The sequence below is a fragment of the Undibacterium sp. TC9W genome (genome assembly GCF_049339865.1).
In the GTDB taxonomy this organism is placed as follows: domain Bacteria; phylum Pseudomonadota; class Gammaproteobacteria; order Burkholderiales; family Burkholderiaceae_D; genus Undibacterium.
This window is the reverse complement of the sequence record NZ_JBMPPJ010000015.1, coordinates 113781-136144: the sequence shown is the minus strand read 5'-3', so window position 1 is coordinate 136144 and position 22364 is coordinate 113781. Positions and strand designations below refer to the sequence as shown.

At 52.1% G+C, this 22364-nt stretch carries 19 protein-coding genes and 1 riboswitch; all 19 genes read left to right on the top strand.

All coding sequences use genetic code 11. The features are described 5' to 3' along the window. Window positions 1–37: 37 nt before the first annotated feature. The 19 genes from ACO0LN_RS20540 to ACO0LN_RS20450 all read left to right on the top strand — a co-directional run bounded on the left by ACO0LN_RS20540 (window position 38) and on the right by ACO0LN_RS20450 (window position 22360). Window positions 38–1171: an acyl-CoA dehydrogenase family protein gene (locus ACO0LN_RS20540; RefSeq protein WP_422976966.1), complete on the top strand. Its 1134-nt coding sequence runs from the start codon at window positions 38–40 to the stop codon at window positions 1169–1171. A 291-nt stretch (window positions 1172–1462) separates the two neighbouring features. Continuing rightward, window positions 1463–1858 carry a rhodanese-like domain-containing protein gene (locus ACO0LN_RS20535; RefSeq protein WP_422976964.1) on the top strand — a complete coding sequence of 132 codons (396 nt, stop codon included), beginning with the start codon at window positions 1463–1465 and terminating at the stop codon, window positions 1856–1858. Between the two features lie 2 nt (window positions 1859–1860). Continuing rightward, the gene (locus ACO0LN_RS20530; RefSeq protein WP_422976962.1) at window positions 1861–2244 is read left to right on the top strand and encodes a YchJ family protein; all 384 of its coding nucleotides are present in this window, start codon (window positions 1861–1863) and stop codon (window positions 2242–2244) included. An 8-nt stretch (window positions 2245–2252) separates the two neighbouring features. Further along, window positions 2253–3875 carry a carboxyl transferase domain-containing protein gene (locus ACO0LN_RS20525; RefSeq protein ID WP_422976960.1) on the top strand — a complete coding sequence of 541 codons (1623 nt, stop codon included), beginning with the start codon at window positions 2253–2255 and terminating at the stop codon, window positions 3873–3875. Window positions 3876–3884: 9 nt separating this feature from the next. Continuing rightward, on the top strand, window positions 3885–4826 hold the full coding sequence (locus ACO0LN_RS20520) for an alpha/beta hydrolase family protein (RefSeq protein WP_422976958.1): 942 nt from the start codon (window positions 3885–3887) through the stop codon (window positions 4824–4826). Between the two features lie 31 nt (window positions 4827–4857). After that, window positions 4858–5637 carry an enoyl-CoA hydratase/isomerase family protein gene (locus ACO0LN_RS20515; protein ID WP_422976956.1) on the top strand — a complete coding sequence of 260 codons (780 nt, stop codon included), beginning with the start codon at window positions 4858–4860 and terminating at the stop codon, window positions 5635–5637. Between the two features lie 61 nt (window positions 5638–5698). Then, window positions 5699–6235 (top strand): DUF1569 domain-containing protein, encoded by a 537-nt coding sequence (locus ACO0LN_RS20510; protein ID WP_422976954.1) that lies wholly within the window; start codon window positions 5699–5701, stop codon window positions 6233–6235. Between the two features lie 43 nt (window positions 6236–6278). Then, window positions 6279–7616: an adenosylmethionine--8-amino-7-oxononanoate transaminase gene (gene bioA, locus ACO0LN_RS20505; RefSeq protein WP_422976952.1), complete on the top strand. Its 1338-nt coding sequence runs from the start codon at window positions 6279–6281 to the stop codon at window positions 7614–7616. Beyond that, window positions 7613–8878 carry an 8-amino-7-oxononanoate synthase gene (gene bioF / locus ACO0LN_RS20500; protein ID WP_422976950.1) on the top strand — a complete coding sequence of 422 codons (1266 nt, stop codon included), beginning with the start codon at window positions 7613–7615 and terminating at the stop codon, window positions 8876–8878. The genes bioA and bioF overlap by 4 nt, the downstream gene beginning before the upstream one ends. Then, window positions 8878–9573 (top strand): dethiobiotin synthase, encoded by a 696-nt coding sequence (bioD, locus tag ACO0LN_RS20495; protein ID WP_422976948.1) that lies wholly within the window; start codon window positions 8878–8880, stop codon window positions 9571–9573. Before bioF ends, bioD begins: the two co-directional genes overlap by 1 nt. Before the next feature lie 12 nt (window positions 9574–9585). Further along, window positions 9586–10614, top strand: a complete 1029-nt coding sequence (bioB, locus tag ACO0LN_RS20490; protein WP_370529059.1) for a biotin synthase BioB — start codon at window positions 9586–9588, stop codon at window positions 10612–10614. Between the two features lie 130 nt (window positions 10615–10744). After that, window positions 10745–12745: an acetyl/propionyl/methylcrotonyl-CoA carboxylase subunit alpha gene (locus ACO0LN_RS20485; protein WP_422976946.1), complete on the top strand. Its 2001-nt coding sequence runs from the start codon at window positions 10745–10747 to the stop codon at window positions 12743–12745. A gap of 194 nt (window positions 12746–12939) precedes the next feature. Further along, entirely contained in the window at window positions 12940–13668 is a 729-nt protein-coding gene (locus ACO0LN_RS20480; protein WP_422976944.1) for a pyridoxine 5'-phosphate synthase, read from the top strand. A 201-nt stretch (window positions 13669–13869) separates the two neighbouring features. Next, window positions 13870–13954, top strand: a riboswitch (cyclic di-GMP riboswitch). Between the two features lie 38 nt (window positions 13955–13992). Beyond that, the gene (locus ACO0LN_RS20475) at window positions 13993–14901 is read left to right on the top strand and encodes a response regulator (protein ID WP_422976942.1); all 909 of its coding nucleotides are present in this window, start codon (window positions 13993–13995) and stop codon (window positions 14899–14901) included. 75 nt (window positions 14902–14976) lie between these two features. Next, on the top strand, window positions 14977–15342 hold the full coding sequence (locus ACO0LN_RS20470; protein ID WP_422952007.1) for a response regulator: 366 nt from the start codon (window positions 14977–14979) through the stop codon (window positions 15340–15342). A gap of 41 nt (window positions 15343–15383) precedes the next feature. Beyond that, window positions 15384–15929 (top strand): chemotaxis protein CheW, encoded by a 546-nt coding sequence (locus ACO0LN_RS20465; protein WP_422976940.1) that lies wholly within the window; start codon window positions 15384–15386, stop codon window positions 15927–15929. A 101-nt stretch (window positions 15930–16030) separates the two neighbouring features. Then, a complete protein-coding gene (locus tag ACO0LN_RS20460; RefSeq protein WP_422976938.1) occupies window positions 16031–17836 on the top strand; it encodes a methyl-accepting chemotaxis protein in 1806 nt (601 codons plus the stop codon). A 70-nt stretch (window positions 17837–17906) separates the two neighbouring features. Then, window positions 17907–21887 carry a hybrid sensor histidine kinase/response regulator gene (locus ACO0LN_RS20455; protein WP_422976936.1) on the top strand — a complete coding sequence of 1327 codons (3981 nt, stop codon included), beginning with the start codon at window positions 17907–17909 and terminating at the stop codon, window positions 21885–21887. Window positions 21888–21889: 2 nt separating this feature from the next. Continuing rightward, window positions 21890–22360, top strand: a complete 471-nt coding sequence (locus ACO0LN_RS20450) for a hypothetical protein (protein ID WP_422976934.1) — start codon at window positions 21890–21892, stop codon at window positions 22358–22360. Window positions 22361–22364 lie beyond the last annotated feature (4 nt).

Below are 22364 nucleotides of genomic sequence, written 5' to 3'. Positions count from 1 at the left end.
ACAAGTACAGCACTCATAAATAGAAAACAGAACCATCATGCTACTCACACCAGAACACGAAATGATACGCGACGCTGTGCGCGCCTTTGCCCAGGACCGTCTGGTGCCCAATGCCGCCCGCTGGGATAAGGAACATCACTTCCCCGCAGAAGAATTGAAAGAGCTGGCACAAATGGGTGCCTATGGCGTGGCTGTGCCAGAAGAGTTTGGTGGCGCTGGCATGGATTATTTGTCGCTGGCCCTGGTGCTGGAAGAAATCGCTGCCGGTGATGGCGGTACCTCTACTGTAGTGTCCGTCAACAATTGCCCGGTCTGCAGCATCGCCATGATGTATGCCAATGACGCACAAAAAAAACAATGGCTGACACCGCTGGCACAAGGCGAGATGCTAGGTGCTTTTTGCCTGACTGAGCCGCACGCAGGCAGCGACGCCTCTGAACTGCGCACAACCGCAAAACGCGATGGCGATCATTTCGTCATCAATGGCGTCAAGCAATTCATCACCAGCGGCAAATATGCTGATGTTGCCATCGTCATGGCAGTTACTGATAAAGAAGCAGGCAAGAAGGGCATCAGCGCTTTCTGGGTACCAACCAGCACACCTGGCTATATCGTCGCCAGCCTGGAACAAAAGATGGGCCAGCATTCATCCGACACGGCACAAATCCTGTTCGAAAATTGCCGTATTCCGGCAGAGAACCTGATAGGTGAAGAAGGCATGGGCTACAAGATCGCCCTGTCTGGACTTGAAGGTGGCCGCATAGGCATAGCCTCGCAATCAGTAGGCATGGCAAGAGCTGCATTTGAAGCCGCCCTCGCTTATGCCAAGGACAGAACCAGTTTTGGCAAGCCCATTTTTGAGCACCAGTCCGTACAATTCAAACTGGCCGACATGGCGACCCAGATAGAAGCCGCCCGCCAATTGATCTGGCATGCCGCCAGCATGAAAGACGCAGGCAAGCCCTGTTTGAAAGAAGCGGCGATGGCAAAACTGTTTGCTTCTGAAATGGCAGAAAAAGTCTGCTCGGATGCAATACAAATCCACGGCGGCTACGGCTACGTCAGCGACTTCCCGGTAGAACGCATTTACCGCGATGTGCGGGTTTGCCAGATTTATGAAGGCACTTCCGATATACAAAAGATTTTGATTGGACGTGCGCTGGCGGGATAAATAGAACGAGTCAGAAACATTTCCAAATGTTGTTCTTGTAAGCACTTTTGCCTCGTAGCATAGCCTGTTTTTCTCCTTCCCCTTCAAGGGGATGTAGGTGGGAATTCGCAAAGTATACTTTGCGCCGACGTAATCTAAGCTGCTTGAAAGCAGCGCAGTGGACAGGTTGGGATGGGGATGGGTTTCTGACGTAATTTCGTTTGCCGTCAATTGACCGAACCCCATCCCCACCCTAACCCTCCCCTTGAAGGGGAGGGGATGTTCAAGAGATGTTGAAATAACGGAGACAGCATGAAAAAAGGTTACAAGCAACTGGTTGATGAAGCCAATGCCGAAATCAAAACCTATAGCGTGGCAGAAGCCCAGGTCAAACTCGCAGATGCCAATGTGCAGTTCATTGATGTCCGCGATATCCGCGAGCTGGAACGTGAAGGTATCGTCCCTGGTGCCTATCATGCGCCGCGCGGCATGATAGAGTTTTGGGTTGATCCTGATTCACCTTATTTCAAACCTGTCTTCGGCGAGAAAAAAGAATTCATTTTGTTTTGTGCCGCTGGCTGGCGCAGTGCACTGACGACCAAGACTGTGCAAGACATGGGCCTGGAAAATGTCGCGCATATCGACGGTGGTTTTACTGCCTGGAAAGCCGCCGGAGCACCAGTCACCATCAAGGAAAGCAAGAAGTAATAATGAGTAGCAAAGCATGCCCCTGTGGCTTGAATAAAAATATTGACCTGTGCTGCGGTCCTTACACCAGTGGCGCAGCAGTTGCACCTACGGCAGAAGCATTGATGCGTTCGCGCTATACCGCTTATACGCTGAACGATGAAGCCTATCTGCGTGCGACCTGGGATGAGCGGACTTGTCCCAAGGAACGCATCACGCATGATGAACCAACCAAATGGCTGGGGCTGGAAGTAAAGAAATTCAAAGCTGATGGTGACGCGGCGACAGTGGAATTTGTCGCCCGTTACAAGATAGCTGGCAAGGCGCACAGGCTGCATGAACTCAGCCGTTTTGTGCGTTATGAAGGCAAGTGGTTTTACGTGGATGGCAGTTTTCCAGAAAAGTGAAAAAGATAATGACAACTTTAGATTCCAAACTCAATCCCCGCTCTGAAGAATTCAAAGCCAATGCAGCGGCCATGCAAGCCGTGGTGGATGACCTCAAGGAAAAAATCGCCAAGATTGCACTTGGCGGTGGCGAAGAAGCACGCAAGAAACATCTGGCCCGTGGCAAACTCTTGCCGCGTGACCGTGTGCAAATGCTGCTCGATGCAGGCACGCCTTTCCTGGAGTTTTCGCAACTCGCTGCTTTCGACATGTACAAAGAAAAAAGCGGTGCCGATGCCGCTCCATCTGCCGGTGTCATCACTGGCATAGGCCGCGTGGCTGGGCAGGAATGCATCATCGTCTGTAATGATGCGACAGTCAAAGGCGGCACTTATTACCCGCTGACCGTCAAGAAGCATTTGCGTGCGCAAGAGATTGCCGAGCAAAACAATCTGCCCTGCATCTATCTCGTCGATAGTGGTGGCGCGAACTTGCCTAACCAGGATGATGTCTTCCCTGACCGCGATCACTTTGGCCGTATCTTCTACAACCAGGCCAATATGTCGGCCAAGGGCATACCGCAAATTGCGGTGGTCATGGGTTCCTGTACAGCCGGTGGTGCCTATGTGCCAGCAATGAGTGATGAATCCATCATCGTCAAGAACCAGGGTACGATTTTCCTCGGTGGCCCACCGCTGGTGAAAGCTGCAACCGGTGAAGTCGTCAGTGCCGAAGACCTCGGTGGCGGTGACGTACATACCCGTTTGTCTGGCGTGGTTGATCATCTGGCGCAAAATGATACGCATGCGCTGTCACTGGCGCGCACTATCGTCTCGCACCTGAACCGCCAGAAACCACAAACCGTGGTCATGAAAGAAGTCGAAGAGCCAAAGTTCCCTGCCTCTGAACTGTACGGCGTGATACCGGTCGATACCCGCAAGCCTTTTGATGTGCGTGAAGTCATTGCCCGTATCGTCGATGGCAGCCATTTCGATGAATTCAAGGCGCGTTATGGCACTACCCTGGTTTGCGGCTTTGCCTATATCCACGGCATGCCAGTCGGCATCATCGCCAACAACGGTATCCTGTTTTCGGAATCGGCATTGAAAGGCGCCCATTTCATAGAATTGTGCTGCCAGCGCAAGATACCTTTGGTCTTCCTGCAAAACATCACCGGCTTCATGGTAGGCCGTAAATATGAAAACGAAGGCATCGCCCGTAACGGTGCCAAGATGGTGACTGCTGTCGCTACCGCCAATGTGCCCAAGTTCACGGTCATCATAGGCGGCAGTTTTGGTGCGGGCAACTACGGCATGTGTGGCCGCGCTTACTCGCCACGCTTCATGTGGATGTGGCCAAATGCGCGTATCAGCGTCATGGGTGGTGAGCAGGCTGCCAGTGTATTGGCGACAGTAAAACGTGATGGCATTGAAGGCAAGGGCGGTAGCTGGTCAGCCGAAGAAGAAGCGGCTTTCAAGCAACCTATCAAGGAGCAGTACGAACACCAGGGTCATCCTTACTATGCATCCGCGCGCCTGTGGGATGACGGTGTGATTGATCCCGCAGATACCCGCATGGTGTTGGGCCTGGGTTTATCGGCTGCCTTGAATGCACCGATACCGGATGTGAAGTTTGGCGTGTTCAGGATGTAGGACACTATCATGGCAAATCCCGTTTCAACTATCCGCATGCCCGTGCTTGTTCTATTGGCATTGTTCAGTTTGCCTGTTCAGGCGCGTGCACTACAGGAAGAAAAGACTGCAGAAGAACAGGCAATAGCTGGCCCGGTCAAACTGGCTACCGACTTGCATGAATCGGTAACGACGATCAATGTCGTCGTCAAGGATATGTTTGGACGGGAGAGCCAGGGTGAAGTGGTCATTACGCAGTTCAAACCTGATGGTGATGGTCCTTTCCCCATCCTGGTCCTGAATCATGGTCGCAGCGCCACGAATCGTGCGACGACTCCCAGATTCAGGTACACCCCGCAGGCCAGGTATTTTGTGAAGCGCGGTTTTACCGTATTTGTGCCTACCCGCATAGGCTATGGTGAAAAGGGGACGACGCCTGACCCTGAAGAAAGCGGCAGCTGCAATAACAAAAATTACGCACCTATGGCAGAGGCCGCCAGCAAAGAAATCCTGGCAGTGCTCGAATATGCCAAAACACAAAAATATGTGGATGCCAGCCGGGTGCTGGTCGTGGGGCAGTCTGTCGGTGGTTATAGCACGGTGGCGGTAGCGGCAAAAAATCCATTTGGCCTGGTAGCTGCCATCAATTTCGCCGGTGGCTCTGGTGGCAACCCGGCTGACCGTCCCGGTGAGCCTTGCCAGCCCTATAAGATGGAAAAAATGTATGCGGAATTTGGCGCTGGCAGCAAAGTCCCCATGCTGTGGATATATACAGAAAACGATCAATACTTTGCTCCCAGATATTCTCAGGAGTGGCATGCGGCTTTTGTAAAAGCAGGTGGCAGGGCAGAATTCAAGTTGCTGCCAGCATTTGGCAAGGATGGTCATACCTTGTTTACGGGGGGCAGCAAGATCTGGGAGCCTTTGGTCAGCGAGTTTCTTGATGCGAATGGCTTCCCAAAAGCAAGGTAAGATCAATTACGAATCATGTGGAATTATTAAAATGGAAAATATCGAGCTGAGCTTTCAGGGTTTCGTGGCAACTGTTACATTAAACCGCCCCGATGTACGCAATGCATTTAATGAAACCACCATAGCCGAAATTACTGAGGTTTTCCGCGATTTGGATACGAATGACAGCATTCGTGCTATTGTGCTGGCCGCGAATGGTCCTGCTTTTTGTGCTGGTGCAGACCTGAACTGGATGAAAAAGATGGCCGATTACACCCATGAGGAAAACCTCGCGGACGCTGGCCAACTGGCAGAAATGCTGCATGCCATTTATAGCAGTAGCAAGCCGGTAGTTGCCAAAGTACAAGGTGATTGCTATGCCGGTGGCATGGGTCTGGTGGCTGCCTGCGATATTGCGGTTAGTGTAGATACGGCTAATTTTTGCCTCAGTGAAGTCAAGCTGGGCCTGATACCGGCGACGATTTCGCCGTATGTTATCAAGGCCATGGGTGAAAGCGCGGCGCGCCGTTATTTCATCACTGCCGAGCGTTTTACTGCGGCAGAGGCGCATCGCACGGGTTTTGCTCATGAAGTGGTGACGGCCGAGGCACTGGATGCCAAAGTGGCCGAGATTGTCAAAGCGCTGGTTAGCAACAGCCCGAATGCAGTGAAGCAGGCCAAGCGTCTGGTACAGGATGTCGCCAGCCGTGAAGTGACACCAGCGCTGATAGCAGCAACGGTAGAAGGTATAGCGCAGATACGCGCATCGGATGAAGGCCGTGAAGGTGTACGTTCTTTCCTGGAAAAACGTAAGCCAAACTGGTTAAGTTGAATCTGGCTTGAAGATCAAGCGGATCGCAAGAATAGAATAGAGTGGAAAGGAGCTGGTAAAGATGACAAAGCGTAGACTGGTATTGACTGGACTGGGCGTATCTTTGCTGGCCGCAGCGGGCGCGGTGACCTATCGCAAATCGACAGTAATCTTCACTTCAATACCAGAGATGCAGGCAAAACTTGCCAGTCTGAAATTGAATAAACTCGCCAACCTATCCGGTTGGCCGCCTTATAAAGTCTTTGTGCATCTGGCGCAGAGCATAGAGTATTCGATGACGGGTTATCCCGAAATGAAACCGGCAGCCTTTCAGAAAACGGCAGGTAGTGCAGCCTTTTATGCTTTTTCAGTCGCCGGTGCAATGACGCATAACCTGACTGAGCCCATACCAGGTGCGCCAGCAATTGCCGAGAGCGGCGATGTCAATGCTGGTATCGATATGCTGATTGCGGCATTGCAAAAATTTGAAAACCATGCGGGTGAGATCAAGCCGCATTTTGCTTATGGCAGTTTGAGCAAGGCAGAATTTGCCCAGGCTCATGTCATGCATATAGAGAATCATTTGAAGCTCATTCAAACTACGCAGTCCGTGGCTTGAACGTGGTATGAAATGTGAGCTTCAATCGTAAAATTTGTCTGGAATGAATTTGAATCAAGAAAATGACTGGGTAGCACGCAGCCTGCAACATGTATGGCACCCGTGTACCCAGATGCAGCATCATGAAACCGTGCCGCTGATACCCGTCAGCCATGGCCGCGGTGCATGGCTGTTTGATATGGAAGGCAAGCGTTATCTTGACGCAATCAGCTCCTGGTGGGTCAACCTGTTTGGCCATGCAAATCCACGTATCAATGCAGAATTGAAGGACCAGCTTGATAAGCTCGAGCATGCGATGCTGGCCGGCTTTACCCATGCGCCTGTGGTCGAATTATCAGAAAAACTGGCGGCGCTGACTAATCATGCACTCGGCCATTGCTTCTATGCGTCGGATGGTGCGTCAGCAGTCGAGATCGCCCTGAAGATGAGTTTTCATGCCTGGCGCAATGGTGGCCAGACTGAAAAACAAGAGTTTATTTGCATACAGGGCAGCTACCATGGTGAAACCGTGGGGGCGCTGGCAGTGACCGATGTCAGCCTGTTCCGTGAAGCCTATGGCCCCATGTTGCAGCGTGCGCATGTCGTTGCGTCACCGGATGCGCGTCTGGCTGAAGCGGGTGAAACTGCTGCCGATGTGGCCTTGCGTGCAGCCGCTGCACTGGAAGCAAAATTGCAGGAGCGCGCAGGCAAGATTGCTGCCGTCATCATAGAACCACTGGTGCAATGTGCCACTGGTATGGCCATGCATGATGCTGTGTATCTGAAGTGCTTGCGCGAATTATGCGACCAGTATCAGGTGCATCTGATTGCTGATGAAATCGCCGTAGGTTGTGGCCGCACCGGTACTTTCTTTGCCTGTGAATCAGCGAATATCTGGCCAGACTTTTTATGCCTGTCTAAAGGTATCAGTGGCGGTTATTTACCGCTGTCACTGGTGATGACGACAGATGCTGTCTATCAGGCATTTTATGATGCCGATGTAAGACGTGGCTTCTTGCATTCGCATTCTTATACAGGTAATCCGCTGGCATGTCGTGCAGCACTGGCGACATTGGCGATATTTGAAGATGACAAGGTTTTGCAAAAGAACCGCGTCAAGGCAGAATTCTTAAGCACGGCTTTTGCCGATTTGAAAAATGATGCGCGCGTGCGCCACTTCCGCCAGCAAGGCATGATCCTCGCGTTTGATGCGGTGGTCGATGATGCAGAACGCGCAGCAACATTTTCACGCCGCTTTTTTGCTGCGGCTCTGAAGCAGGAATTATTAATGCGGCCTATAGGTCGCACAGTCTATATGATGCCGCCCTACATCCTTGAGCAGGATGAAATGAGCTTGCTGGCACATAAAACCAGACTGGTATTTGAAGAGGTAATGGCATGACAGATGCTAGTAAAAACAATCCCGGCATAAGAATAGCCACGCAACGCAAATCCCTGATACAGGGTTTGCAGCAAGAGCTGGCTGTGCTGGATCAAAAACATTTATTGCGCCAGAGGCGCACTGTAGAAACGCCATCAGCACCAAACATGAAAGTCGATGGCCGTGACTTGCTGGCATTTTGCAGCAATGATTACCTCGGCCTGGCAGCACATCCCAAACTGGCAGAAGCCATGCAGGAAGGTGCTGCGCTGTACGGTGTAGGTAGTGGTGCATCACACCTCATCAGCGGCCATAGCCGCGCGCACGCTGTGCTGGAAGAACGACTGGCCGAGTTTGTCTCACCGCATATTGATAACGCCCGCGCCCTGTATTTCTGCACGGGCTATATGGCCAATCTGGCGGTCATCACGGCGCTGGCCATCAATAAAGACACAACCGTATTTTCTGAAGCCCTGAACCATGCTTCCCTCATCGATGGTGCGCGTCTCTCGCGTGCTACGGTGCAGGTATTCCCGCACCGCGATTACTCGGCGCTGGAACGCATACTGCAACAATGCAAGACCAAGCACAGGGTCGTTGTCACCGACAGTGTCTTCAGCATGGATGGCAATATCGCAGAACTGGGGGCTCTGCTGGCAATTTGCGAGCGCTATGATGCCTGGCTCATCGTCGATGATGCCCATGGCTTTGGTGTACTGGGCCAGCATGGACGTGGCGTGCTGGAGCACCTGAATATCAAGTCACCGAATCTGGTTTACATGGGTACGCTGGGCAAGGCTGCCGGTGTCGGTGGGGCCTTTGTTGCGGCTGATGCTACCGTGATTGAATGGCTGGTACAACGCGCTCGTGCTTATATCTATACGACTGCCGCAGCACCAGCACTGGCGCATGCACTGCTGACCAGCATCGATATTATTGCAGGTGAAGAAGGCCAGCAAAGACGTGCACATCTGCAAAAACTGATAGGCCTGTTTAGCGATGGCCTGCATCTGCAAGTCTGGCAAGGCATGCCATCGGACACTGCGATACAACCCGTACTCATTGGTGACAATGCCGCCATGCTGAGGGTGGCTGGCAACCTCATGGACCAGGGACTGTGGGTAGGGGCGATACGCCCGCCTACCGTGCCAGTTGGTACAGCTCGCTTGCGAGTGACCTTGTCTGCCGCGCATACAGAAATCCAGGTACTGCAACTGGTACAGGCGATTAACCGCCTCGACCAGATGAGTTATGTGGCCCAGTGTTTTGCCGAGGTGGCCTGATGCAAAAACGGCAGCATGACTTTTTCGTGACCGGTACTGATACAGAGATCGGCAAGACGCTGGTCAGTGCTGCGATGTTGCATGCAATGCAGGCACAAGGTTTACAGGCAGTGGGTATGAAACCGATAGCCGCCGGTGCAGAAATGCGTGATGGCATCCTGCATAATGAAGATGTCGATATTCTGATCGCCGCTTCCAGTGTCAAGGCAGAGCTGGCTCTAGTATGCCCTTACCTGATGCAGACACCGGCAGCGCCGCATATCGTGGCGGAACTGGAGCAAGTGGAGATAGCACTGCCGCATATCATCGACAGCTATCAGCAGTTGCGTGCACTGGCAGATGGAGTGGTAGTCGAAGGCGTAGGCGGTTTTTGTGTACCCCTGAATGCGCAAGTAACTACCGCAGACATGGCGCAAGCCCTGGATTTGCCCGTGATACTGGTAGTCGGCATGCGCCTGGGTTGCATCAATCATGCGTTGCTGACTGTTGAAGCCATCGCCGCTCGCGGTTTGAGGCTGGCAGGCTGGGTTGCCAATACCGTTGATACCAGCATGCTGTACCCCCAAGAAAATATTGCCGCCCTGCGTGAGCGCATAGCAGCACCCATGCTGGGGCATATTCCCCGTTTGAATGTTCCTGATCACGAGAAGGCAAAAGCCGCCGCCTCGTATCTGGATTTGAGTCAATTGAAGTAAAAGGAAACAAAGATGCAAGCTACTGATACGACTTTGCAAGCCATGCAATTCCAGCCACCGGTCAAGAAGATAGAAGCCGAGACCTGGCCCGTGGATGAAGTACTGGCCCTGTTTGATTTGCCCTTCAATGACTTGATGTTCCGGGCGCAAACTGCACATCGCGCCAACTTCCCTGATGGTGATGTAGAGCTGGCGACACTCTTGTCCATCAAGACCGGCGGCTGCGAAGAAGATTGCGGCTATTGCCCGCAAGCGGCACGTTATGACACCGGTGTCGAAGCCAAGAAAATGCTGGATGTGCGTGAGGTACTGGACGCTGCCAAGGCCGCCCGTGAAAATGGTGCAACCCGTTTTTGCATGGGTGCCGCCTGGCGCTCACCCAAAGACCGCGACATGGAAAAAGTCGAAACGATGGTGCGTGAAGTCAAAGCCATGGGCCTGGAAACCTGCGCGACGCTGGGTATGCTGAAAGAAGAGCAGGCACAGCGTTTGAAAGATGCAGGTCTGGATTATTACAACCATAATCTCGACACCGCCCCCGAGTTTTACAGCAACGTCATTTCCACCCGTGATTATCAGGACAGGCTTGATACCCTGGGTCATGTACGCAGTGCCGGCTTGAAAGTCTGTTGTGGCGGCATTGTCGGTATGGGTGAATCACGCCGCCAACGGGCTGGTCTGATCGCACAACTGGCAAATCTGAATCCCTATCCTGAATCGGTACCGGTTAATCATCTGGTGCAGGTGGAAGGCACACCTTTGCACGGACTTGATCCGCTCGATCCATTGGAATTTGTGCGCACTATAGCCGTCGCCCGCATCACCATGCCGAAGGCGCGTGTACGTTTGTCTGCCGGCCGTCGCCAGATGGGTGAGGCAGTGCAGGCAATGTGTTTCCTGGCTGGTGCGAATTCGATTTTCTACGGCGATAAATTGCTGACTACAGCTAATCCAGAAGCGCAGGATGACCGTGTCTTGTTGGACAAGCTTGGCCTGAAAACACGTGGCAAGGTAGAAGCGAAGGCTGGTAGTTGTTCTTGAAAAAGACCCTACTTCTTCAGCACAGAGGCCACAGAGAAAAGATGGAGACAAAGAGGAAGGCGAAGCCTTTTTCTGGTTAAGAAAATCGTAGTCAATTATCGTAGATACATCCACCCAAAAGGTTAGAGACATGTTTACCAAAATCCTTATCGCCAACCGTGGCGAAATTGCTTGCCGTGTTGCTGCTACCGCACGCCGCATGGGCATCAAGACTGTCGCTGTGTATTCCGAAGCCGATGCCAATGCCAAGCATGTCGCAGTTTGTGATGAGGCAGTGTTGATAGGCCCTGCTGCTGCCAAGGAAAGTTATCTGCGTGCCGACAAGATCATAGAAGTCGCATTGGCGACGGGTGCGCAGGCAATACATCCGGGCTATGGCTTTCTGTCAGAAAACAGTGAGTTCGCTGAAGCCTGTGCCAAAAATGGCATTGCCTTCATAGGCCCGCCAGCCTCGGCGATAGAAGCCATGGGCAGCAAGTCTGCGGCAAAATCCCTGATGGAAAAAGCCAATGTGCCGCTGGTACCTGGCTACCATGGCGATAACCAGGATGCAGATTTTTTGCATACCGAGGCTGACCGCATCGGTTACCCGGTCTTGCTCAAAGCCAGTGCTGGTGGCGGTGGCAAGGGCATGCGCGTTATTGAAAAATCTGCTGACTTCAAAGACGCGCTGGCATCCTGCAAACGCGAAGCCATCAACTCTTTTGGCGACGATAAAGTGCTGGCAGAAAAATACCTGCAAAGGCCACGTCATATAGAAATACAGGTGTTTGCTGATACCCATGGCAATTGCGTCTACCTGTTCGAACGCGATTGTTCGGTACAGCGCCGTCATCAAAAAGTACTCGAAGAAGCACCTGCACCCGGCATGACGGCAGAACGCCGCGCTGCCATGGGCGATGCTGCCGTGGCTGCGGCAAAAGCAGTGGGTTATGTCGGCGCTGGCACGGTGGAATTCATCGCCAACCAGGATGGTTCTTTCTATTTCATGGAAATGAATACCCGCTTGCAAGTAGAACATCCGGTGACAGAAATGATCACCGGTACTGACCTGGTGGAGTGGCAATTGCGTGTTGCTGCCGGTGAGAAACTGCCGCTGCAACAAAATGAATTACAGATACATGGTCATGCGATTGAAGCGCGCGTGTATGCAGAAAATCCTGAGAAAGGTTTCTTGCCATCAATAGGTACTTTGCGTCATGCACGCACCCCTGTTGCTGTGAATTTTGAACTAGGTGGCGCGACAGATCCGGCGGCTTTCCGTATCGATAGCGGCGTGCGTGAAGGCGATACGATTTCACCTTTCTATGACCCCATGATCGCCAAGATGATAGTCTGGGGCAAGGACAGGAAAGAAGCACTGGCCCGCATGGCGCAGGCGCTGGCGCAATACCAGATCGTCGGTTTGAACAGCAATATCGCCTTCCTGTCGCGCCTGGTGACCAGCAAGGCCTTTTCTGGCGCAGACCTGGATACTGGTCTGATAGAACGTAATCAGGCTGAACTATTCCCGGCACCAGTAGCAGCGAACCTGACGACGCTGGCGCTGGCGGTTGTGTCCCTGTTGAACTCAGAAAAATCCACAAACGGTAGCAGCGACCCATGGCAATCCAGCCATGGCTGGCGCATGAACAGCCTCATGCAACGTAGCCTGCAGTTCACGGAAGAAGAGCAGACGCATGACGTACAAGTGACTTACCTGGCAGATGGCTGGCAAGTACAGGCAGGCGAATCGAAAGTGCAAGTCAGACTGGCATTGGCACATGAAAATGATATCGTCATCAAGATTGCAGACCAGACCGTGGCTGCCACGGTAGTACGCGATGGTGAGCATTTCCATGTCTTCAGCCAGGGCAAGCATACTGACCTGCATTACATTGATGCACTGGCGCATGCTGGTGAAGCCGAGGCTGAAACTGGCCGTTTGACAGCACCCATGCCAGGCAAGATTGTTGCCGTGCTCGTCAACAAGGCGCAGGAAGTGAAGAAGGGTGATGCGTTGTTGATCATGGAAGCGATGAAGATGGAGCACACGATTTCTGCCCCGCATGATGGTGTCATTGATGAAGTCTTGTATGCGATTGGTGATCAGGTGACTGAGGGCGCGCAGTTGCTGGCTTTTCAGCAGTAAGCTTGCCTGGAGTTTGTACCGTAAAGCCAGCACTGTTGTGCTGGTTTTTTTATAGATTAGCAAAAAAACAGATGCACCAGTAAATCACCCCGCTGTGTTACTTGTACAAACTTGCGAGCAAGTTCATGATGAATACCTGAACAGAAAATTGTTCCAGCAATTTTTCATTACCTTGCCCAGACTTTGGAATCACCATGACCGCACTCTCCATCAACATCAACAAAATCGCCTTGCTGCGCAATTCACGTGGCCGTAATTATCCTGATGTGCAAGCCTTTGCTGCGCGTTGCCTGGACCTTGGTGCGCGGGGCATTACCCTGCATCCGCGTCAGGATCAAAGGCATGCGCGTTATTCTGATGTCGAAACTCTCGGCGTGCTGTGCCAGACGCGTGGTGTGGAATTGAATGTCGAAGGTTATCCGGCGCCAGACTTTCTGGAAGTCGTGAAGCGCAACAAGCCTGCGCAATGCACGCTGGTGCCGGATGCGCCAGATCAGCTGACTTCTGACCATGGTTGGGATTTGCGCAAGGATGCAGATTTTTTACGCCCCGTTCTGGCTGAACTGAAGGCGCTGGGCATACGCAGCAGTTTGTTTATTGATTACGACAGCCAGGATATGCACCTGGCGAAAGAACTCGGCGCTGACCGGGTTGAGTTATATACCGAGCCGTATGCTGAGCATTATGGAACAGCAAAAGGTGAAGAGATTTTCCAGGGCTTTGTGGCTGCTGCCAAGTGTGCCCAGGATGCTGGTCTGGGAGTGAACGCAGGGCATGATCTCAACCTGGATAACCTGGCCAAATTCCTGACCATACCCGGCTTACTCGAAGTCTCCATAGGCCATGCCGTCATCGTAGAATGCCTGGAGCAGGGTATTGCTGAAGTGCTCACAAAATATGCAAAAATTTGCCAGCAAGGCTAAATTTTATATTTTTTGCATGAAAAAATAAAAAGCAAAAAAATGTTAACTTTTTCCTTGTAGCCTTCAAATTCTTGAACTACATTGGGGTAACGGTGCTTCGCATGAAGCACTGTGGCTGATGTTCCTCTCTATCCACAAGAGATAATCAATAGAGAGAATATCAGTGTTGTTGTTGTTGTTGTTGTTGTTGTTGTTGTTGTTGTTGTTTAAAGGCAAACCACCCGAAAGCGTGGGACGCAAAACTAGAGGGCCCTCGCTAAACACGGCAGGGTAGCCAGGTACCGTATTCCGCATTGGCGGTTTTTCGTTAAGAGGCATGTGCTCATGAATAGCATTTCTACGGCGCTTCCCGGCGCTTCTAAAAAAATTCTGATTAGTGTATTCGGTTTGTCTGAGTATGAATTGCGTCTGGTGCGCAGCGTGCTTAGCTTGACCATGGCGAGCGGACGCAGGCATTCCTATGTCTTGTGCGATGCCAGTCAGTCTGCTGACCCTGACATCGTCATACTCGACCCGGATAATAGCCAGGCCAGAGCAGCTTTACAGGAGCTTATAGCAACACGCAATATTCCCGAACCTGCAACGGTATTCATTTCCAATGCAGGCAAGGCACAGCCAGGCAAATATCATTTACTGCATCCTCTGGTACCAACCAAGATGCTGGCTTTGCTGGATCAGGTAGCAGATGAACTGGAAAAAGTCTTACAAACAGCATTTCCACTCAGTGCAGCAGTTGCTCAGAAGGCAGAAATGGACAAAGCAGCTATTGTGCAGCCCCTGCTGCAAAAAAATCCGTCAAGCTCGGTCTTGCAGGGTGGTCACCGTGCCCTGATCGTGGATGACAGCCCTACTGCCAGAATCAAGATAGACCTGGAATTGCGCTCGATGAAGATCGCTTCTGACTGCGCTGAAACCGGTGAGCAAGCCTTGCAGATGCTGGAAAAGAAAAACTACGACATCATCTTCCTCGACATCGTCATGCCTGGTGCTGATGGCTATGAAATCTGCAAGATCATACGCCGCCATCCACAAACCAAGCGCACGCCCGTGGTCATGCTGACCAGCAAGTCCTCTCCGTTTGACCGTATCCGCGGCTCGCTGTCTGGATGCAGCAGTTATCTGACCAAGCCTGTAGAACATCTGAAGTTCCGTGCCGTCGTCGAAAAGAGCCTGAGTGCAACGGAGACAGCGCCTGACATGGAAAAGAATCATGGCCTGGCGATGGGGACCTGAAACCAGATCAGCCCAATATTTTTACCTTTGCTCTGGGGATCAGAGCGTTTCACTTACACATTTCGGGAGTACATCATGGGTATGAAAAAAGCACTCGTTGTTGACGATTCCACGACTGAACTGGCCAACATCAAAAGCATATTGACTGATGCCGGTTATGTGGTGGTCACTGCATCCAGCGGCAAGGACACGCTGGAAAAAGCCAAGGCCGAAAAACCCTCGATTATTTTCCTCGACATCGTCATGCCAGAAATGGATGGCTATGAAGCCTGTCGTAGCCTGACGCAAGATCCGGCAACCAAAGACATCCCTATTATTTTTGTCAGCAGCAAATCGCAAAAAGCCGACAAAATCTGGGGGCAGTTGCAAGGTGCCAAAGGCTATGTCGCCAAGCCCTATACAGCTGACCAGATCATTGATCAACTCAAAATCGCTGCCTGATTTTAAATTTTGTAACGCATCACCCATCTGCGGGGGCGGTCATGAGCTTAGTCACTTCCAGCAATGCCGGACAGTCCAAAGAATGGCTGCCACCCAGTGTTGCCCTTGAGCGCTTCACTCCACCTGGCGACTTGCTGTGGAGTGATGTGGCACCACTAGTCGAAAGAAAGCGTTATGGCTACCGCGTAGGCTCTTTGAATTTGCTGATCAGAGCCGAGGTAGGGAGTGAAGTGATAAGGCCACAGGCGCTTGCTCCCTTGCCAGGTGCCGCAGCCTTCTTGCTTGGCCTGATCAATCTGCGCGGCAACCTGGTACCCATTTTTGACCTGGGCCTGGTACTCAGTGGCCGCAGGTCAGAAGTCATCGCCTCGAAATTGTTTTTGATACTGGACAAGGCAGAAAATGCCGTTGGCATGCTGATAGACAGTTATCCGCAACCACTGACCGAATTGCGCACCATCACCCAGATGCCGCAATTGCCCGCCACGCTGGAAGCCCATGTACCAGCGGCTTTTGTCAAGGATGACAAAGTCTGGCTGGACTTCAATCATGAAAGTTTTTTTGAAAAACTCAGCCGCAGTGTATAGAGCACAGAACTACAGAGCATAGAACTAAAAACTGGAATCGGCTGATCCCCAGCTATTGATTTGACCAAGCAGTCTTCGATGTTTTTCTTGTGGAGAGCAAAATGAAATTACGTACTCCGAATATTGGTATCCGGCTCAGTCTGGGATTTACAGCGGTGTTGCTGCTGTTGGCGGTAACGGCCTGGCTGGCGATGTCCAACCTGAAGAGCATCAATGACGGTACTCACCGCATTGTGGATGGTAGCTACCCTAAAGTTGTGCTGGCCTACAAGATGCTTGGTAATGTTAATGCCAATGCGCGCTCCATGCGCAATATGCTGCTCCTGAACGACCAATCGGCAGTAGAAAAAGAACAGCAACTGATTTTGTCACGCAGGCAAAACCAGGATGAAAACATCGCCGGGTTTGAAAAACTGATTGCCAGTGAAGAAGAAAAAGGTATCTTCGAGACCGCTACCGAGGCACGTAATAAATACGGTGCTTCACAAAGGGAATTCCTGCGTCTGGCGACTGAAGGTAAAAAGACGGAAGCCACAACCTGGCTGCTGGGTAATTTGCAAGCCGATCAGGAAAAATGGTTTTCTTCGATGGATAATCTAATCGACTACCAAACAAAATTGGTGAATAAGGATGGTGCCGCAGCCGATAGCACTTACCTGAATGCGAAAAACATCCTGGCTCTGGTGGCAGCCTTATCCATCTTGCTGGCAGCAGGTGTTGCTTACTGGATGACGCGTAGTATCACCAAACCTGTTTCACATCTGATTGGCGTTATGCAGAAATTGACGCAGGGTGATGCCAGCGTTAGGGCACGCAGCACACAACCGGACGAAATCGGCAAACTCTCACGCCAGTTCGACAGGATGGTGGATGAGCGTGAAGCCAGCCGCAAATCCATCGAAGATGAAAATGAAAAACTCAATGAATCCGTACTGGTTCTGTTGCAGGCCGTGGCGCAACTCGCGAGCAGGGATTTGACCGTCAAAGTGCCGGTATCTGCCGACGTGACTGGTGCAGTATCCGATGCCTTGAACATGCTGACCAGTGAAACTGCAAAAGTGCTGCGTGATGTAAGTAATATTTCTGCCGACGTGACCGAGGCCACGCTGAAAGTGAAAGCCCAGTCCGATAACGTGATGGCCGCAGCAGCGGAAGAAAGGCTGGAAGTGGAACACACTACCGTTTCATTATCGACCGCTTCTGAAGAAATGCGCAATATTGCCGATCTGGCCCAAACCTGTAACCGCGCTGCTGATAATGCGATACGCTCAACCCAACTGGCGATGGATACGGTGAACAGCACGGTGGGCGGTATTAACAGTACCCGCGACATCATACGTGAAACAGAAAAACGGATTAAACGTCTCGGTGAACGTTCACAAGAAATTTCCGGCGTGGTCGGCCTGATTAATGCGATTGCAGAACGTACCCACATCCTGGCTTTGAATGCGAGTATGCATGCGGCATCTGCCGGTGAAGCTGGTCGCGGTTTTGCGGTGGTTGCGGATGAGGTGCAAAGGCTGGCAGAAAATGCGCGGCAAGCGACGCTGCAAATTTCTGGCCTGGTCAATAACATACAGCTGGAAACCTCAGATACGGTCAACACCATGAACTCGGCAATTGCCCAGGTGGTAGAAGGTAGCCGTCTGGCAGAACAGGCCGGTCTGCAAATGCAGGCTACGCAAAATGCGACCACTGAGCTGGTGGAATCAGTACAGCAGATTGCCATCAAATCCCATGGTCAGGCTAAGGCCAGCCAGGAATTGCTGGACAGAGCGATACAGATCAAGAAAACCAATCAGGAAACCAGCTTGCAACTCGATGAACAATCTGCGCAAACCACCAATCTGGTGGAATACGCAAGAATGTTGTTATCTACCGTACGCGTCTTCAAACTGGCAGCCTGATACCACCACTCAAACCTGCGCAAGGCATTGCGCAGGTTTCTTTCTTTCCAACTTACCCGTCTGAGGCAGTATGGAACAGCTAGAAAACCAGGCTACAGATTTCAGCCATGTCGTCCTCGGTGCCCTTGATGAGGTATTCAACGCGCTGGAAACAGATGCCACTCACTCAACGGATGTCGCGGTAGTCACCCGTGCGCTGGCTTGTTATATCGAGCAATTGCGCCGCATACGCGCGGCAGCCTGTGCTGCTGACATGCCCGGCCTGCACTGGGTATGTGCGCTGATAGAACGTAACCTCATCAGCCTGTATAACCAGAACCGCCGCCTTACGGATGAAGAATATCACCTGCTCAGCGAATGGCCAGATTTGCTGGCCAGCCATGCCCTGAATCATGGCGACAAGAATATAGAAACCCTGATAGATCATCTTTCGACAGCCAGCTGGCCTATTCCTTTGAGCGTTGGTGATTCCTGTGAGCTCAGGCAATTGCTGAATAGCGATCCGCTGACACCAGTAGCTGAAGTGGAAGAGCCTCCCCCTTTGTTCCTGGTGCCTGCACCAGCCACGGCAGAGATCGTCTTATTGACTCAAGCAGATGTACACAAAGCACAAGCTGCACAAGCTGGAACTGCAGAAATCACTGAGCCAGAAACATCCCCGGTATACGTAAATACAGTAGATACAGCAGATACACCAACTTCAGCATTACATGAAGCGCTGGATGCGCTCATCATGAGCCTGGCAGCGGATGAACACTTTGCCCAGGGTGGTGACAATGATGCGGCAACCTTGCAAGCTTATGCGGCGCAGTTGCTGGGTTTTTCAAGTTGTGCAAGTCAGTTGAACCTGCACGTAGTGGCAGATGCCTGCCAGGCTTTTGCTGACGTTGTCATCATGAGATCCGCAGATGCAGATGCCGTCAACGAAACCGAACTGGGCTTGCTGCAGCGCTTCCCGCTGATGCTCATGGATGCTATTGCTGATGCAGAAAACCCAGAAATCGCAGCCAGTCTGCTCGATGTTGTTTATGACCCGGCATGGAACAGGCAAGAAGCAGTAAGCGGTGCCACCTACACTGAGTTGCAACAGGGTGACAACAGTGCTGATGAAGGCATAGCTGAGCATACAGAGGCGGGAGCAGAAGAGACTATAGAAGGAAGTGAGTATGCGGGTATAGATGTGGGTGACGTGCAGACCAGTGCTGCCGCACAAGAAATCAGCAGCGATATGCTGACCCTGTTTGCCAGGGAATTCAGCTTGATGAGCGATATGCTGGCGGAAGACCTGGCGGCAGTGATCGCTGCTGGTGACGATGAAGAACAGCGCGGCCTGGCACTACAAAACTATGTCGAAGCCTTGTTGCGCATTGCCTCTACTTCAGAATCCATAGGCCTGACTGCGCTGCATCAATTTTTGTCCTTGCTTGCTGGTCTGGTGGCCGCACAGACCCAGGCGCTGGATGCGCAGCAATCCAGCCTGCTGGCAACACTGCCAGCCAGTTTGAATAACTACCTGCTGGCACCGAAAGAAGAAATCGCCGCACTGGAATTATTATCACTGTTGATGGACCCTTGCTGGTCGCAGGCCGCAGTCATGGTTGGCAATGAATCGCTGTTCGCCGAACTCATCAATATCAAGCTGATAGAAGACGATCACGATACTGGGGCTACTGCGATTGCCATCACTGAAAGCGATGTCTCCATACAACTGCCAGATGATCTGAATACAGAATTATTCGATGGTCTCTTGCAGGAACTTCCTGTGCAGGTAGGTAATTTTACCAGCGCCATAGAAAAATTTTCAAATGGTGCCGGTAATATGCAGGACATAGAGCAAGCCAAGCGTGCCGCGCATACTTTGAAGGGCGCTGCCAACACCGTGGGTATAGCGGGCATTGCCAACCTCACCCATCATCTGGAAGATTTGTTGATTGCCCTCACTGATAAACAAAGCCTGCCTGACAATGCACTGGCAGAATTGCTGACCGAGGCCGGTGATTGTCTCGAAGCAATGGGTGAGGCCGTGGTCGATGGCGGTGCAGCACCGGCACAGTCGCAACAGCTGCTGCAGCAGATTTGCGATTATGTCAGCTATATGCACAGTGGTGAATTTGTTGCACGCAACGAAGCTGTTGCAGTCACTGCGCCCGTTGCAAATACCCCGCTCCCGCAGTCTTCCGGCGCTGTACTGGACCTGGTCGAATCTGGTTCTCATGCGACTGAACCGATGTTGCGTGTACCCGCTAAAGTGGTGGATGAACTGCTGCGCCTCGCAGGTGAAAATGTTATCTCGAATGCGCAAATCCAGGAGCAATTGAAACAGACGCAAAAGCAATCGAAAGCCATACAAAAACACGATGTCCTGTTCCAGAAATTGATTGCTGACCTCGAAACCCTGGTCGATGTGCGCGGCATGAGCAGCCCGCAGAAAAAAGCCAGCATCAGCACTACTGATGGTGACTTTGATCCACTGGAATTTGAACGTTACAGCGAGCTGCATACCATCACCGCACAACTGGTGGAGGCCCGCACCGATGCTTTCGAAATGTCCAGCCATATCGACGAACAATTGCATGGCCTGGCTGAGCTGCTGGAAGTACAGCGCCGCCTGCAAATGGAAAACCAGCATGCTGTCATACGCACGCGGCTGGTACCAGTCACGACTATCGTTTCGCGCCTGCAACGCAGTGTGCGCCAGACTTGTCGCTTGCTTGATAAACAGGTCAACCTGAATATCCTGGGGGCGAATACCAATATCGACAGCAATATGCTCAATGACCTGACAGACCCGCTGATGCATATCCTGCGCAATGCGGTTGATCATGGCATAGAGACACTTGCCAGCAGGCTGGCTGCGAATAAACCGGCAGATGGCCTGATAGAACTGAGCTTTGCCCGCGAAGGTAATTCCATTGTCGTCCGTTGCAAGGATGATGGTGCCGGTCTGGATTATGCGGCGATACGCCGTACCGCCTTGAAGCGCAAGATGATCAGTGCCGAGCGTATCTTGTCCGAAGAAGAACTGGCCAGGCTGATTTTGGTGCCAGGTTTTTCTACCCGCGACAGCAGCACCCAGACTTCTGGCCGTGGCATAGGCATGGACATGGTGCATGCACGCATACTGGAAATGAAAGGATCGTTGAATTTGCGCTCAGTCGCTGGTCAGGGCCTGGTGGTGGAATTGCGTCTGCCAGCCAGTCTCTTGTCCGAACATACCCTGATGGCGCGCGTGGCTGGTCATATGATGGCGATTTCCAGCCGTCGTATTATTGATATCCATTACATCACTGATGCACAAATTGATACGCTGGCTGACCAGCCTGTCTATCGTGTTGGCGACGCAGTGCATAAACTGCTGAAGCTTGATAGCTTGCTGGGCATGCAAGACCATCGCAAGGAAGCGCGCAGCTATGGCTATCCGGTCTTGCTGGTCAGCACCGATACCGGCGCAACCTGCGCAATACAAGTGCAGGAACTGGTCGATGGCCGCGAAGTCGTGGTCAAGAAATTTGGCCGCTATGTACCAAGAATCCAGGGCACCATAGGTGCAGTCATTCTGGGTGATGGCAGTGTTGCACCCGTTATCGATCTGCCTGAGTTGTTGCGTGCATCGACCCAGCAATACATCAATATCGATGATGCCCATGCTGGTTTGCCGTCGCAGGCAGAATCACAAGCAACACATGTGCGCACCGCGCTTGTGGTCGATGATTCATTGTCAGCACGCCGAGCTACTGCGCAAATCATGCGCGATGCAGGTTATGAAGTGCGTACTGCCATTGATGGCCTGGATGCGGTTGCCATACTCGATGAAGTGCTGCCCGACGTGATCTTGGTCGATATGGAAATGCCACGCATGAATGGCCTGGAGCTGACCAGTCATGTACGCGCCCGCAAGCTCGACAAGCGCATTCCCATCATCATGATCACTTCACGCTCTACCCAAAAACACAGGCAGCAGGGCGATGCCGCCGGGGTCGATGCCTACCTCGTCAAACCCTTCAGTGAAGATGCCTTGCTGCAGCATATTAACCGCCTGACAGGAGCCTGATCATGGGAGCGATGATGCCGGGAATGAAAACAGAGGTGCGCAACCGCCTGTTACTGCGCATCGATGACATGCAACTTATGCTGCCGCAGGGTGATGTCTGTGCAGTGGAATCTGTTGTTGATCTTGTCAGCCAGGACGCAGTTGCGCCTGCCATAGGGCGCATCGCTTACCTGGGACAAAGCTGGCCGGTGCTGAGCCTGAATGGTGAATTGCAGACCCTGGACAAGATACCTGCAGCACGCCGCGCCTGTGTCATGCTGGCTACCGGCAAGGGTTTTCTGGGCTTGCTGTGTGATGATGTCAGGGTACTCAATCAGCAATCCGGCAGCGACTATGCCTTGCCTGTTGCCATGCGTGCCGGCTATACGCCAGTGCAGGCTGTCATGCCATTTGAAAACGGCCTGGCCTGTCTCAGCGATGCCCGGCATTTAATGCAGTATGGTGCCTTCGCACAAATCACTGCTACTCATTAATGGA